General features: G+C 65.2%; 9 protein-coding genes. 3 read left to right on the plus strand and 6 right to left on the minus strand.

Annotation, left to right across the window (positions count from 1 at the left end; genetic code table 11):
* Window positions 1–103: 103 nt before the first annotated feature.
* Window positions 104–628, minus strand: a complete 525-nt coding sequence (locus tag N5J71_RS11985; RefSeq protein WP_279916915.1) for an Mpo1 family 2-hydroxy fatty acid dioxygenase — start codon at window positions 626–628, stop codon at window positions 104–106.
* Window positions 629–740: 112 nt separating this feature from the next.
* On the opposite strand from N5J71_RS11985, the gene N5J71_RS11990 reads away from it, so the two are divergent.
* Window positions 741–1,424 carry a Crp/Fnr family transcriptional regulator gene (locus tag N5J71_RS11990; RefSeq protein WP_074859501.1) on the plus strand — a complete coding sequence of 228 codons (684 nt, stop codon included), beginning with the start codon at window positions 741–743 and terminating at the stop codon, window positions 1,422–1,424.
* A gap of 61 nt (window positions 1,425–1,485) precedes the next feature.
* Window positions 1,486–3,450 carry a metallophosphoesterase family protein gene (locus N5J71_RS11995; protein ID WP_279916916.1) on the plus strand — a complete coding sequence of 655 codons (1,965 nt, stop codon included), beginning with the start codon at window positions 1,486–1,488 and terminating at the stop codon, window positions 3,448–3,450.
* A gap of 136 nt (window positions 3,451–3,586) precedes the next feature.
* On the opposite strand, the gene N5J71_RS12000 is transcribed toward N5J71_RS11995, so the two are convergent.
* The 4 genes from N5J71_RS12000 to N5J71_RS12015 all read right to left on the minus strand — a co-directional run bounded on the left by N5J71_RS12000 (window position 3,587) and on the right by N5J71_RS12015 (window position 9,949).
* Window positions 3,587–4,903 (minus strand): NAD(P)/FAD-dependent oxidoreductase, encoded by a 1,317-nt coding sequence (locus tag N5J71_RS12000; RefSeq protein ID WP_279916917.1) that lies wholly within the window; start codon window positions 4,901–4,903, stop codon window positions 3,587–3,589.
* A gap of 174 nt (window positions 4,904–5,077) precedes the next feature.
* Window positions 5,078–6,445: a glutamine synthetase family protein gene (locus N5J71_RS12005; RefSeq protein ID WP_206407557.1), complete on the minus strand. Its 1,368-nt coding sequence runs from the start codon at window positions 6,443–6,445 to the stop codon at window positions 5,078–5,080.
* 445 nt (window positions 6,446–6,890) lie between these two features.
* Entirely contained in the window at window positions 6,891–8,462 is a 1,572-nt protein-coding gene (locus tag N5J71_RS12010) for a methyl-accepting chemotaxis protein (RefSeq protein WP_279916918.1), read from the minus strand.
* 410 nt (window positions 8,463–8,872) lie between these two features.
* Complete coding sequence (locus N5J71_RS12015) at window positions 8,873–9,949, minus strand: FAD-dependent oxidoreductase (protein ID WP_084340825.1); 1,077 nt, start codon at window positions 9,947–9,949, stop codon at window positions 8,873–8,875.
* Window positions 9,950–10,317: 368 nt separating this feature from the next.
* Between N5J71_RS12015 and N5J71_RS12020 the strand changes: the two genes are divergently transcribed.
* Window positions 10,318–13,197, plus strand: coding sequence for an EAL domain-containing protein (locus N5J71_RS12020; RefSeq protein WP_279916919.1), 2,880 nt, complete (start codon window positions 10,318–10,320; stop codon window positions 13,195–13,197).
* Here the strand turns inward: N5J71_RS12020 and N5J71_RS12025 are convergent.
* Complete coding sequence (locus tag N5J71_RS12025) at window positions 13,185–14,399, minus strand: HDOD domain-containing protein (RefSeq protein WP_279916920.1); 1,215 nt, start codon at window positions 14,397–14,399, stop codon at window positions 13,185–13,187. The two genes, N5J71_RS12020 and N5J71_RS12025, sit on opposite strands and share 13 nt — an antisense overlap.
* Window positions 14,400–14,624 lie beyond the last annotated feature (225 nt).

Below are 14,624 nucleotides of genomic sequence, written 5' to 3' on the forward strand. Positions count from 1 at the left end.
GCTGGCGATGCTTTTCGTCAGCAGGGATGATGATCATCACGCCGCCGGATCGCCAGCAAGCTGGCTCCTACATGCGCTCCGTATCTACGTTTAACTGACCGGCTCAGGCCAGCGCCTTCTTCTCGCGGATGCAGGTCGGGCCGGCGATCTCCACCACGGCATGTTCGACTTCCTTGCGCAGGCCGAGCAGGAAAGCCAATTCAGCGGCCACGAACAGCGGACCAACGACCAGCCCCATGACGTCATCGACGAACGCCGGCTTGCGCCCTTCGTAGTAATGGCCAACGAACTGGATGACCCAGCCGACCACGAACAGACCAATGCCTGCCGTCAACCACAGGGCAGTGGAAGCGACCGCCAGGCTGGCACCGGCCCACAGGCACAGCCCCAGCAGTACGGCCATGAGCAGGCCGAAGCGGGTATCCAGACGCAGATAGAACCATGCCGACGCCAGCGCCACCAGCGTGGCAGGCGCCAGCCACAGGCCAGCGAGATGGAAACCTGGCCGCGACAGCAGCACGGCGACGGCCAGCACGATCATCGGGATGCCGATGAAATGGCTGGCGATATTGCGCCGGTCGCGGTGGTAGGCGGCATACTGCGCCAGGTGATCGACGAGGGTTTTCATTGTTATCGTCCTCAGGTGTGAAACGGGCCTGAGCATGATCGCCTCGCCCAACGCCGTCGTACTGTCGGCTAGCCGACAATGGCCGCTGCGGCCACACCCTACAGGAGTCGTAATGCCCGATCCGCGTCACTACCTTGGCCAACTGAGCCAGGGTCACTGGTTCGCTGCGCTGCCCCAGGCGCTGCGTCATACCTTGCTGGACATGGCCCAGGTGCAGCGTCTGGATGCCGGCCAGCGGCTGTTTCGCCGTGGCGACAAACCCAGCGGGCTGTATGCGGTGGTCGAAGGCGCGATGCGCGTCGGTGCGGTCAGCGAAACCGGCAAGGAAGCGCTGCTGACACTGGTCGAGCCGCCCTACTGGTTCGGCGAGATTTCCCTGTTCGATGGCCTGCCGCGCACCCACGATGCCTTCGCCGACAGCGCCAGCACCCTGCTGCTGTTGCCGCAGGCCGGACTGCTCGCCCTGCTCGAACGCGAGCCGCAGCACTGGCGCGACTTCGCCCTGCTAATGAGCCACAAGCTGCGTCTGGCCTTTATCGCCCTGGAAGACATGAGCCTGCTACCGGCCGCACCCCGCCTGGCTCGGCGTCTGCTGTTGATCGCCGAGAACTACGGCGAGAGCGAGCCGCGCCGCGTGCTGCACCTGGCCCAGGAGCAGCTGGCGCTGATGCTCTCGCTGTCACGCCAGACCACCAACCAGATTCTTAAGGAACTGCAGGCGCAGGGCGTGGTGCAACTCACCTATGGCGAGATCGAGATTCTCGACTTCGCGCACCTGCGCCGCCTGGCCACCTGAACCGCTGGCCTCCTGCCACTGTCCAAGCCCTGTCGTGTTTTTCGCCAAAAGAACCGTATCGATGCCAGACAATGCCCCCGCTCCGCTGCCCGATGTGCTCGCCGGCCCGCTGCTGCGCCGCCTGGAGCCCGGCCGCCTGGTGCTGTGGCTGGTGGCCAGCCGCGAACTGAGCCTGCAACTGTGGCTGCAACCCGAGGGCCAGGCGCAGCAGACGCATGCGCTGGACGAACACTGCCAGCAACTGCCGCTGGGCCGGCACGCCGTGCTGCACCTGATCGACCTGCCGCTCGAACAGGCACTGCCACAAGACCAACGCATCGCCTACGACCTGCAGATCATCGACAGCGCAGGTGCGAAAGGCATGCGCGACTGGGCGCCGCACCTGCTCTACGACGGCGTTGAGCACGCTGATTTCGTCCTGCGCGCGCGGGTCGATCACCTGCTCCATGGTTCCTGCCGCAAACCGCACCACGCCGCGACTGATGGCCTGCTCTGCGCCGACCGCCTGCTGGCCGAGCCTCACGACGCCAGGCAACGCCCGGCGCTGCTACTGATGAGTGGCGATCAGGTCTACGTCGATGACGTCGCCGGGCCGCTGCTCTGCGCCATCCACCAATTGATCGCCCGCCTCGGCCTGTTCGACGAGTTTCTCCAAGGCGCCGTGGTCGAAGACAGCCAGGCGCTCTACGCCAACCCGGTGGGTTATTACCAGCGCGCCGACCTGCTGCCGGCGGTGAAGAGCAACCAGACCCTGCGCGACAGGTTCTTCGGCGGTGTGGAAAAACCCGTCTTCACCAGCAGCAGCGCCGACAACCATCTGGTGACCTTCGCCGAGATGATCGCCATGTACCTGCTGGTCTGGTCGCCAGTGCCCTGGACGCTGATCAGCGAACAGCCGCCGCCGCTGAGCGCAGAGCAGCAGCAGCGTTATGCCCGTGAGCGCGAGCGCATCGATGCCTTCCGCCAGAGCCTCGGCCAGGCTGCCCGGGTGTTCGCCCACCTGCCGACGCTGATGATCTTCGACGACCACGACGTCACCGATGACTGGAACCTCTCCGCGCGCTGGGAGCAGACCGCCTACGGCCATCCGTTCTCCAAACGCATCATCGGCAACGCCCTGCTTGCCTACCTGCTGTGCCAGGGCTGGGGCAACAATCCCGATGTATTCGATGAGCCGCTGCAGGCCTTTGCTGACCTGCTGCAGCAGCGGCAGAACGAGCATCTGCGGGCCGCAGCGCAGGACGCGCTGATCGACCAGTTGCTGCATTTCGAGCAATGGCACTACGTGCTGCCGACCACGCCCGCGCTGCTGGTGCTGGACACGCGCACGCGTCGCTGGCGCAGCGAAGGGCATCTGTCGAAACCCTCGGGGCTGATGGACTGGGAGGCGCTGTGCGACTTCCAGCAGGCACTGCTCGATCACCCCAGCTGCATCATCGTCTCGCCCGCGCCGATGTTCGGCGTGAAGCTGATCGAAGGTATCCAGAAACTGTTCACCTATGCCGGCCACCCGCTGATGGTCGATGCGGAAAACTGGATGGCCCATCGCGGCGCGGCCAGCGTGATGCTGAACATCTTCCGCCACTCGCGTACGCCGGGGGACTTCGTCATTCTCTCCGGCGACGTGCACTACTCCTTCGTCTACCGCGTGAACATCCGCCATCGCCGCGCCAGCCCGACCATCTGGCAAATCACCAGCAGCGGCATCAAGAACGAATTCCCGGCCGAGCTGCTGGACTGGTTCGACCGCCTCAACCGCTGGCTCTACGCGCCCTGGTCACCGCTCAACTGGCTGACCAAACGCCGGCGCATGCGCGTCACCCCGCTGATCCCCGACCGCAGCCGCGCTGGCGAGCGCCTGTGGAACGGCGCCGGCCTCGGCCAGGTGTTCTTCGACGAACAGGGCCGACCCAAGCGCATCCTGCAGCTCAATGCCGATGGTTCGAAGCCGGTGAGGTTCATCAGCGAACGCGAAGAGCGGCCGGCCCACGCCACTACGCCTCGCAGTCGCAATGCTGCGCCTTAGGCTGTGCACGAAAAGGGCCTGCGCTTGGTGATGCTGCGTTGAAAACGGGCTCGCGCGCGGCCCCGAGCAATCAGTTCGACGACCTTTCGCCCAGCCCTAAGGAAAACGACCCATCACAGCTGAGGGCTTGTGGCACTCAGCGTAGCTTCTCCAGCATCTGGTAGTACCACATGCCCGCCGCCAGCATCGGGTTGCCGAGCTGGTCACCCAGCGGCACCTTGATGTGTTTGCAGGCGGCGAAGGTGTCGTACTGCTCCAGGTCGCCGGTGATCGCCTTGGCCATGATCTCGCCCATGATGTGGGTGGTCGCCACGCCGTGGCCGGAGTAGCCCTGGCAGTACCAGACATTGCTCGACAGCTTGCCCAGTTGCGGGATGCGGTTCATCACGATGCCCATGGCGCAGCTCCACTGGAAGTCGATCTGCACGCCCTTGAGCTGCGGGAAGGTGCGCTCGATGCACGGGCGCAGCTCGCCGGCGATGTCGCGTGAGTCGCGTCCGGAGTAGTTGGCGCCGCCGCCGAACAGCAGGCGGCCATCGCCAGTGAGGCGGTAGTAGTCGAGCACAAAGCGGCAGTCGTATACCGCGAGATCAAAGGGGTTGATCGCCTCGATCAGCTCGGCGCCCAGCGGCGCGGTGGTGACGATGCCACCCATGGCCGGGAAGATCATGCCCTTGAGCTTGCGCCGCTCCAGCTTGTGGTAGACATCGCCGGCCAGCAGCACCTGTTTGGCCTCGATCCGTCCGCCCGTGGTGACCACCGCCGGGCGCGGGCCGTGGACGATATCCAGCACCTCGGAATGCTCGAAGATCAGCGCGCCCAGGCTCTCGGCGGCCTTGGCCTCACCGAGGCACAGGTTGAGCGGGTGCAGGTGCATGTTGCGGGTGTTCTTCAGCGCGCCGCAGTACAGCTCGCTGCCCAGTTGCGCACGCACACCAGCGGCGTCGAGTAGCGTCACGTCGTCGCCCATGCCACGGCGCAGCGCTTCCTCAAAGGTCGCCCTGAGCTCGTCCATGTGGCTGGCTTTCATCGCCGTATGCAGATGGCCGTGCTTGAGGTCGCAGTCGATGCCGTACTTGGCCACGCGGTTCTTGATGATTTCGTGGCCGCGCCAGCGCAGGTGCCAAATGAAGTCGTCCACCTCGTCGCCGAGGGTGTTGCGCATCTGCTTGCGCATGGCCTCGTCGCCGGAGAGGCTGCCAGTGACCTGGCCGCCGTTGCGCCCGCTGGCGCCCCAGCCGACCTTGTTGGTTTCCACCACGGCGACCTTGAGGCCGCGCTCGGCCAGCTCCACCGCCGTGGCGATGCCGGTGAAACCGCCGCCGATGATGGCCACGTCCACGGTCACGCTGCCTTGCAGCGTCGGGTAGTCGCTCTCGAAGTTGAGCGAGGCCGAGTAGTAGGACGGCGCGCGCTCGGCGGCGGGTTTGACGGGTTGCTTGATCGTGTTCATTGCAGAATCCTTGTAGCGGCGGCACCGCCGTTGGGTGTCGCGGGGCCGCCTAGGCAGTACGCACCAGTAAATCCGGAGAATTCGCGGCTGAAGCCGCTCCTACAGGGGGTGCACGCTTCGTAGGAACGGCTGGGCGGCACTCCGCTTTAGCCGCGAGCTTTTCAATTCATGCCCTCAAGCGTTGCTCAGATACCAACGCCAATCCTGCTCGCCAACCTCGCCCATGAACTGGCGATACTCGGCGCGCTTGACGGCCACATACACCTTGAGAAATTCCGCGCCGAAAGCTTCGCGTGCCCACTCGGACTGCTCCAGCGCCTGGATCGCCGCCGACCACTGGGTCGGCAGGTACTCCGTGGCCTGGGCATAACCGTTACCTTCGATCGGCGCACCGGGATTGAGGTGGTCACGAATGCCACGGTGAATCCCGGCGAGGATCGCCGCCGCCGCCAGATAAGGGTTGGCATCGGCGCCACAGATACGATGCTCGACATGCCGGGTATTGGCGGGCCCGCCCGGCACGCGCAGGCTGACGGTACGGTTATCCACACCCCAGGTTGGCGCCAGCGGCGCATAGCTGTTGGCCTGGAAACGTCGGTAGGAGTTGGCGTTGGGGCAGAACAGCAGCAGCGAGTCGAGCAGGCTGGCTAGCATGCCGCCCACTGACTCGCGCAGCAGCGGCGTACCTGCCGGATCCTCGCTGGCGAACAGGTTGTTGCCCTGCGCGTCGGCCAGGCTCACATGCATATGCATGCCGGTGCCGGCCAGATGGTCGAACGGCTTGGCCATGAAGCAGGCCTGCATGCCGTGGCGGTGCGCCACGCCCTTGACCAGGCGTTTGTAGCGTACCGCCTGATCCATCGCCGCCAGCACCGGGCCGTGCTCCAGGGTGATCTCCACCTGGCCGGGGGCGTACTCGGAAATCGCCGTACGCGCCGGAATGCCCTGCGCCTTGCAGGCGGCGTAGAGATCACGCAGGAAGGGTTCGATCTGCTCCAGTTCGCGCAGGCCGTAGACCTGGGTCTGCCGCGGGCGGCCGCCATCGGCGTCCAACGCTGGCTGTGGGCGACCCTCGGCATCACGTTTCTGGTCGAGCAGGTAGAACTCCAGCTCGCAGGCCATCACCGGGTAATAGCCCTCGGCTTCGAGCTGCTCGATCACGCGGATCAGCAGCTGGCGCGGATCGGCCGGCGTGGCCGGCAGGCCTTCGGTCGGGTGCATTGACACCTGCACGGCGGCGGTGGGCATCTGCCGCCAGGGCAGGCGCACCAGGCTGCCGGGCAGCGGATAGGCGCGGCAATCGATATCGCCCACCTCCCAGACCAGGCCGGAGTCCTCGACATCCTCGCCCTGGATGGACAGGCCGAGCATGGTGCTCGGCAGCGGCCGGCCGCTCTGGTACAGCGCCAGCAGTTCCTCGCGGTGCAGCAGCTTGCCGCGCGGCACGCCATTGGCGTCGAGAATGAATAGCTCGATCAGCTCGATATCGGGATTGTTCGTCAGGAAGTCCTGAGCTTCCTGCACGGTGGCGAAAGTCGTCATGTTGCGCTCGCTTGCGCCAGTTGGGCGCTCGGTGTCCGCACGGCCCGTTCGATTCGTGAACAGGTTGCACAGGCAGACAAGGTGATAGCAGCGGCTGCGGGCATGGCGCAGCCATCGGTATTCAGCGGGCGGTAACGGCGTCCGGCGGGCGAGCGTGGCGGCAATGCCACAGCGCCCAGAAGGCGAGAATGATCGTCAGCAGCGGGTTTAACCGCTCCAACAAGCGCCGCCGCGCGGGAGCGCGGTACAGCGGAACATGGACTTGGCAGGCCAGGGAGATCATGGCTTGGCAGCGTCGCACAGGGCTTGAGGTGCGTTAAATCGGGTTTTTCATACGTTTGGTTGTACGCCGACTAAACAATCCACCGACTAACCGAAACCGCCCCGTAGGGTGCGCCGTGCGCACCATTACCCACACGACAGACAGCAGTGCGCACAACGCATCCTACGGCTCCGGCCGATAGCCCAGGCGCAAACCACCCCAATGCTTGCCCTGCACCATGATTGGCACCGACAGGTCATGCATCAGCTCGCCGGTATCGCGCATGTAGGTCTGCAGCAGCAGCGCCTGCCTGTGGCTGCCGCAACGAATGCCGGTGCGGTCATTGAACAGGCGCTTACCGCGGCTGCGGGTGGCATCGACGGCCGGGTCGCCGCTGGGCGGGTGGTTGAACGCAGCGTTATGGGTCGGCACGTAGCCTTCCGGGGTGGTGGAAATGGCGAACACCAGCCCTTCATGGCGCTTGAGCAAGGGCTCCTGCAACGCCGGCAACACCTGGTCGGCGTACTGGTCAAAGCGGGTGCGGTACTTCTGCGGTTGGGTGCCGGCGATTGGTTGGTAGCGACGGTCGAACAGATCGTCGAGGCCGATGCGACCGGCCTGCAGGTCCTGCTCGAACTGGGCCGCGATGGCAGCGGCACCTTCACGGGCCAGGTCATAGGCACGCTGGTGGTAATCATCCAGACCCACTTCGGCGAGCTGCTCGCTAACCGTCTCGGCCTGGCCCACCAGTTGTTCGGCTGCGTCTGCCAGTTGCCGCGTCTGCCCTTCGCTACCTTGCACATCGTCCTGCAATTGCAGGGCGGCAGCCGAGAGGCTGGCCAGGCGCTGGTGGTTGTCCGCCGTGCCGGCGCTGATCTGCGCCACCTGCTGCTCGACTTCCTCGGCCTGGTCGGCGATGCCGTGCAGGTGGCTGCCGGCCGTCTCGATCTGCTGCGCGGCCTGTTCCAGCTCGACACTCTGGCGCTGGATATGAGCGACCACCGCCGCGCTCTGCTGGCGGATGTCGGCGACCATCTGGCTGACTTCCTCGGTGGCACTGGCGGTACGCGCGGCAAGGTTGCGCACCTCGTCGGCGACCACGGCAAAACCGCGGCCCATCTCGCCGGCGCGGGCAGCCTCGATGGCCGCGTTGAGCGCCAGCAGATTGGTCTGGCTGGCGATGGACTGGATCACCTGGGTGACCTGCTCGATCTGTTCGGTACGGCTACCGAGGCCATCGATCAGCTCGCGACTGGCCAGGGTCTGGGCGCTGAGCTGCTGCATGCGTTCGATGGCCTGATTGAGTTCGGCCTGACCGTTGGCGCTGGCATCACGCACATGGCGGGCCGCGGCCAGGGTCTGCTCGGCACGAGCGGCGCTGTCCTGCTCGGTGTGGGTGATGGCCTCAGCAGCCTGGCTGACCTGCTGCACCGCCGTCAGCTGCGATTGCAGGCGAGCGGCCAGATGCTTGACCGCATGGGCCACCTTGGCTGCGGACAGCGCGTTGTGGCAGGTGTGACGCGACAGCCCGCGGCTGAGCTCGACGAAGTCAGTGCTGGCGACTTGCTGCGCGGCGGGCGAACTGTCGTCGCGACGCTGCCATGGTCCCAGCCAGGGCCATAACGCCAGCAACAGATAGGACGGCACGCTCACGTAGAGCGGCAACTGCATCTGCTGGTAGACGAGCATCAGCCCGGCAAGGCCAACGGCATGCAATACGAAAGCGATCGGTGAACGGACAAAGGCAGCTTGCATGACCGACCTCAGAGTTCTTGTTCTGGCGCGCGGCGAGGCGCTGTAGACGGACGGGGTCACGGCGGGTTCTCTCCTTGAATATCCCACGCAACCTGGGCAGCAGGCTACGTGTACGACAGGCCCGACGAAAAATAAGCGTGTGCAGGCCGGGCACGATGACCGGGATTCGAGCAGCTTGGACGCGCCAGCACCATAAAACTTTGGTAGCAAGCTGCCATGAATTTAGGCAGTGCCCCATCAGGCTCAACAAGGCTTCCATAGCTGCCTTTCGCAGAAAATCCGCACAGGGCGCAGCACCTACACACTCGCTGTATCGACACTTAACTCAGTGGCATTAGCAGGCTGTTGAAAAACCACCTCGGCTCTGGCCTCCTGCATCCGTGCAGCCGTAGCCCGGGTTTTCAGGCCTGCTACCCCACCATGCGATGGCGCTTGACGAAGCGCCGGTCCAGCCAGTCCTTGCAATGCCCGTACAACTGCCCGCCGGCGCTCCAGTCGTGCCAACCGAGCAGCGCCCCGCCATCGCCGGTGGCGAGCAGGGCCAGGCTCTGCCATTGCGCCCGATACTGGCGCAGCGGGCGCCCCTGCAGCGCGGCCTGCAGATTGGCGCTGAGTACTGGCGCCTGACGCACTGCGAAACGCCCACTACGGCGCATGCCGTCGAGGCTGGCGCAATCGCCGACGGCAAAGATTTGCGCATGGGACTCGCACTGCAGGGTCGGACGAATGGCGATGAATCCGGCTGCGTCGCTGGCCAGTTGGCTCGCCGTCAGCCACGGCCAGGGACGCGCACCGCTAGCCAGTAGCAGGCGCCGCCCGCGCCATACCGGCTCGTCACCACTGAGCAGCCAGTCATCCTCGATTCGGCCGATCGGGCAATGCTCGCGCACCTGCACGCCGCGCTGACGCAGATGCCCCAGTGCGCGCAGCCGCAGCCCCGGCCCCAGCCCGTCGAGCAGGGTTCCGCCGCAGAACAGCGCCAGCGCCGGTACCTTGCCGGCCAGCGCCAGGGCCAGCTCCACACCACCAGCCCCGCCACCGAGAATCGCCATGCGCCGTGGCTCGGCCTGCCATTGCTGCCAGCCTTCGAGCATCCGCTCGATGGGCCTGGCGGCCAACACCTGCATCCCTTCGCCCTGCTGCGGTGGAATGGCCATACCGGCACCGACGTTGAGCGACAGCCACTCACTCTGCAGGCTTCGGCCGTCTGCGAGCTGCAGGATGCGCGCATCGGCATCGAGCGACGCGATCTCGCCCTCGATCAGCTCGACCTTGGCCGCCCGGCACAGCGGCTGCAGCTCCACGCGGCAGTCTGCCGGGCTGAAACGGCCGCTGATCAGCCCCGGCAACATACCGGCGTACCAGGCTTCCGGGCCAGGGCTGAGCAAACCAATGCGGCCTGGCGGACGCTCCACCAGCGCCCAGCGGCGCAACACGCCAAGGTGGGCATGGCCGGCCCCGGCCAGAATCAGATCGTACTGGGTCATGCGTTAATTGCATCCGTCGCGGAACTGGCTCGGCACTTGGCCGGCACAGCGTTTGAAAGCTCGATAGTCCAATTCATGCTCGTGCAGCAGGGCAGACCATTCTGCGGACTCTGACGCCTGCCACGACTCAGCAAAGTCACACTCGGGCAAAGAGAGTGTCGTTACACCTGCGTAACCGCAACCGTTGACCGCAAGAAACTTGTGACGTGCTGTAAGTCGTCATTCGTCGCGCGATCCAGACGGATGAGACTCGCAGCGCAATCATCGCGCCAGTAGTCGGCTAGAATGGCTCTGCGCGCGACCGCTCCTCAGACCTGACAGCGTCCACCGGACTTCGGCGCCCTCGTAGTAGCCATGAGGCGCCCAGGATGCTTCGACCGCTTCGCTCACTGATCTTGCTGCTTTGCCTGGCCTGCGTCGTGCCGGCCTGGGCGACCAGTGCGTTGCCGCTGCTCAAGCTCAGCGCTGCCGATCTGGCCACGCCGGTGAGCATCGAGCACAGCCTGCTGCTGGAAGACCCCAGCGGCCAGCTGAGCGCCAGCGAGGTACTGCAGCGCATCGCGCAAGAGGGCCGCCAGGTTCAGGGTACCGCCCGCATCGGCTATACACGCAGCGCCTGGTGGATCGCCGTGCAATTGCAGACACCGCCAGCCGAACGCCTGCAACTGATCATCGGCCAGACCTTCCTCGATGATCTGGAGGTCTGGCTGTTCGATGGCGAGCAGTCGCTCGGCCCGCTGTACAGCGGCGCAAAACGTCCATTCGCCGAACGTGGCGAGCCCTATCCACAGTTTCTGCTCAACCTGCCGCGCTTGGGCGATGGCCCGCACAGCCTGCTGCTGCGCGTGCAGAGTCATTCGGCGATCAACCTGCCGCTGCAGGTGGTCGGCGCCGAACAGGGCCAACAACTGATCGCCTACAGCTGGCTACAGAGCGGCCTGCTGATCGGCGCCCTGCTGGCGCTGGCACTGTTCTATCTGGTCAAGTTCAGCACCCTGCGCGAGGCGCAGCTGGCCTACCTCAGCCTCACCTCGTTGTGCGTAGCGCTGTACAACACCAGCCTGTACAACATTGCCGGCCTGCTCTGGCCGCAGTGGACGCTGCTGCCCAAATTGCTGATCAATCTACCCACCGCCGGGATGATGATCTTCAGCTCGCTGTTCATCGCCAGCGCCCTGGGCCTGCAGCTGGGACGTCTGCGCTGGCTGCGCGATGCCCTGTTCGGTGCCACCTTGCTGGTCTGCATCGGCGGCGTCTTCATCGACCATCCCCACGCCTACCAGACCCTCAACCTGCTGACGCTGGCCACCGGGCTGTATCAGTTGCTGCTGATGATCCTCGGCGTCTATCAGCGCCGCCCTTATGCACCGGGCTATCTGCTGTGCTGGAGTGCTGCGCTGGTGCTGATGCTGCTGGTGCCGCTGAGCCGCGCCGGGCTGATTCCGCTACCTGCTGGCTTCTATGCGCTGTATGCCTACCTGCCGGCGCTGAGCATGCTGCTGTTCGGCGCCCTGCTCGACAAGCAGCTGGAACGCGTACGCCGCGTGCTGCTGAGCAGCCAGGCGCAGGCCATCGATAATCTGGAGCAATACCAGGCGCTGTTTCGCCACAGCGGCGAAGGCATCTTCCGCTGCCATCGCGACGGCCAACTGCTGGACGCCAACCCGAGCCTGGCGCGTCTGCTCGGTAGCGAGACCCTGCCGGACGATCTCAGCCAGCTGTCACTGCAGAGTCTGGTGGGCGAAACCCAGTGGCGCTGGCTGCTGTTGCAACTCGACGTGCAGGCTGGCGCAGTCAGCTGCGAGTGCCAGCTGTACGACCTCGAACAGCGGCCACGCTGGGTCTACCTGTCGCTGCACCTGCGTCCGCATCAGGAATTCATCGAAGGCATAGTGGTCGACCTCAGCGAGCGCCGCGCACTGGAAGAACGCCTGCAACAGCTCGCCGCCCACGACGCCCTGACCGGCCTGCTCAACCGCCGCGAGCTGGAAAGACTGCTCTCGGAAACGCTCAGCGGCGCAGCCAAACGGCGCTTCAGCCACCTGCTGTTACTGGGGCTGGATCGCTTCAAGCAGGTCAACGACCTCTGTGGTCATTCCGCCGGTGACCAGTTGCTCAGGCAATTGGCAACCCAGCTCGCGCACCAGTTGCCGCGACATGCCGAGCTGGCCCGCGTCGGCGGTGACGAGTTCGCCATTCTCCTTCGTGAAGTCGATGACGAAGCTGCGCTGAGCCAGGCCGAGCAGTTGCGCCGCGCCGTCGAGCAGTTCGTTTTCACCTGGCAGGGGCGCCCCTTCCGTCTCCACACCAGCATCGGCCTGCTCGCCCTTGGCTCTGGCGTGCGCGACTGGGAGACCGCACTGACCTGGGCCAGCAGCGCCAGCCAACTGGCCAAGCACCAGGGCCGCAACCGCGTGTGCCAGTTCAACCCGGAAGACGGCGCGCTGCTCGAACATCAACGCCAACTGCAATGGATTACCCGCCTGCGCGAGGCCTGCGAACGCGGTCATTTCGAGCTGTTCTTCCAACCCGTACAAGCGCTGCAGAGTGCCACCGCCGGCCTGCACTACGAAGTGCTGCTGCGCTACCGCGATCCGCAGAGCGGCGAGTGGATCAGCCCGGCACAATTTCTCGATGCAGCGGCGCGTTATGACTTTCTCGGCGCCATCGACCGCTGGGTCGTCCAGTATCTGTGCGCCTGGCTGGCCGCCAACCCGCGGCACCTGGCGCAACTGGCTCAGGTCAACGTCAACCTCAGCGCCAACTCTCTGCTCGATTCCGACTTCCACCGTTTGCTGCAGAATGAGCTGCAGCAGCACGGCCTACCGCCCGGAAAATTCTGCATCGAAGTGACCGAAATGGTCGCTCTGGGTGAGCTAGGCGTCTCTGCGCAGTGGATCGAGGAGCTACGCAGCAAGGGGCTGAAAGTCGCCCTGGATGACTTTGGCAGCGGCTTCGCCTCCTACGCTTATCTGCGTCACTTGCCGCTGGATATTCTCAAGATCGACGGCAGCTTCATCAGTGGCATCGAGAACGACCCGATCAACCAGGCCATGGTCGGCTCGATGCGACAGATTGCCGGGCAATTGGGCCTGCTCACCGTCGCCGAATTCGTCGAGACCCAGGCCAGCCTGGACTGCCTGCGCCGCCTCGGCATCGACTACGCCCAAGGCTACTTCGTTGGCCGCCCGCAGCCCTTGCGGCAACTGGCCGACGACGCGCGTCGCCACGACACTCAGGAAGCCTGATAGAGCGCCACCGGCAGGCGCTTGAGCAGCGCCGTGTCCAAGCGCAACATGCGCACGCAGCGCGCTTCGACCAGGCTGGCTGGCTGCTCGTTGTTCGGCAGGGCCAGCAACAGACCGGTGAGGTTGAGCACCAGCGCCTCGCGCGAGAACACGCCGCTGCCCAGACCATAGAGCGCTGCGATCAGTTCTCGCAGGCCGAACGGCAATCGCCAGCGGATACGTAGGGCCGAACCGAAGCTCGCCGAGCGGCGCAGCATCGCATCGTCGATCTGCTCATTGCTCAGCTCACCACCCGCTTCCAGCCAGTCCTGCAGGCTGCGCAGCAGGGCCAGTTCGCCCAGATTGTGCAGCAGACCGGCGGTGTAACAGAGCTCGGCGTCCAGCTTCAGTTCGAGCGCCAGCCAACGCGCCAGCTCGGCGCTGCGTCGCGCCTGCTGCCAGGTATGCGTAGCCAATTCTGCCAGGCGTGGGTCACGCAACTGAGCATTACGCTGCAGCGCCAGGCCCAGCACCAGATTCAGCGTGCGCGCCACACCCAGGCGCTGCAGCGCCTGGGTCAGGGTATGACAAGGCACACCCTGATGCTGCGCGGCGGTGCTGGCTGCGGCAATCAGCAGCGCGGTGATCTGCGGGTCGCTGCCGAACACCGCCTCCAGCTCGCCTAGGTCCTGCTCGCCGGCCTGCAGCCCCTGACTCACGGCATTGCGTACATCGCTGAGCAGCGGCGCGCCCTGCCCCTCTTCGCGCACCGTATCGAGATAGTCACGCAGCTCGCTGAGCAACAGCGGCTGACGCACCGCCACCGCGGCCGCAGGCGCGGGCAACAATGTGCGCAGACGCTGACGCAGACTCTCGGCATTGAAGGGCTTGGCCAGATAGGCACTGGGCGCCAGCGGCCGCGCGGCGCGCACGCTGCTGGCATCAAGGCGACCACTGATGAGCACGAACGGCAGCGCCGGTGTACGCGGGTGACGGCGCAACTGGCGCAGCAGCTCCAGGCCGTCGAGCCCCGGCAGCTCGCCATCGGCGATCACCAGATCGGGCAAGCGCCGCTTGCAACGCGCCAGAGCTGCCTGACCATCGCTGACCTGCAGTACACGGGCATCGCCACACACGTCGAGTACCAGCTGCTGCAACAGGTTGGCCGTCCAGGGATCCGCCTCGGCAATCAGGACTTCCACACAATCAACTGAAGCGGTCATGCGAGCCTCTGGGCGAATGACGAACGGAGGATGCCCGAATCCCATGTCCCCACATCCACCCAAAAGCTGATGGATGAGTCAGTTCCACAGCAACGGCGCAGTCTAAACCGAGGTGTTATGTGACGTAAGTCGCAGGTGAGCGAGTTGCGCAAAAAAATGCGCGACCAATAGCTACGCCAACCGACCTGCGCAGACACAAGCCCAAGGGCTATCAGGAACCACAGG

Origin of the sequence: Ectopseudomonas oleovorans, from assembly GCF_029845265.1 — a bacterium.
GTDB lineage: Bacteria > Pseudomonadota > Gammaproteobacteria > Pseudomonadales > Pseudomonadaceae > Aquipseudomonas > Aquipseudomonas oleovorans.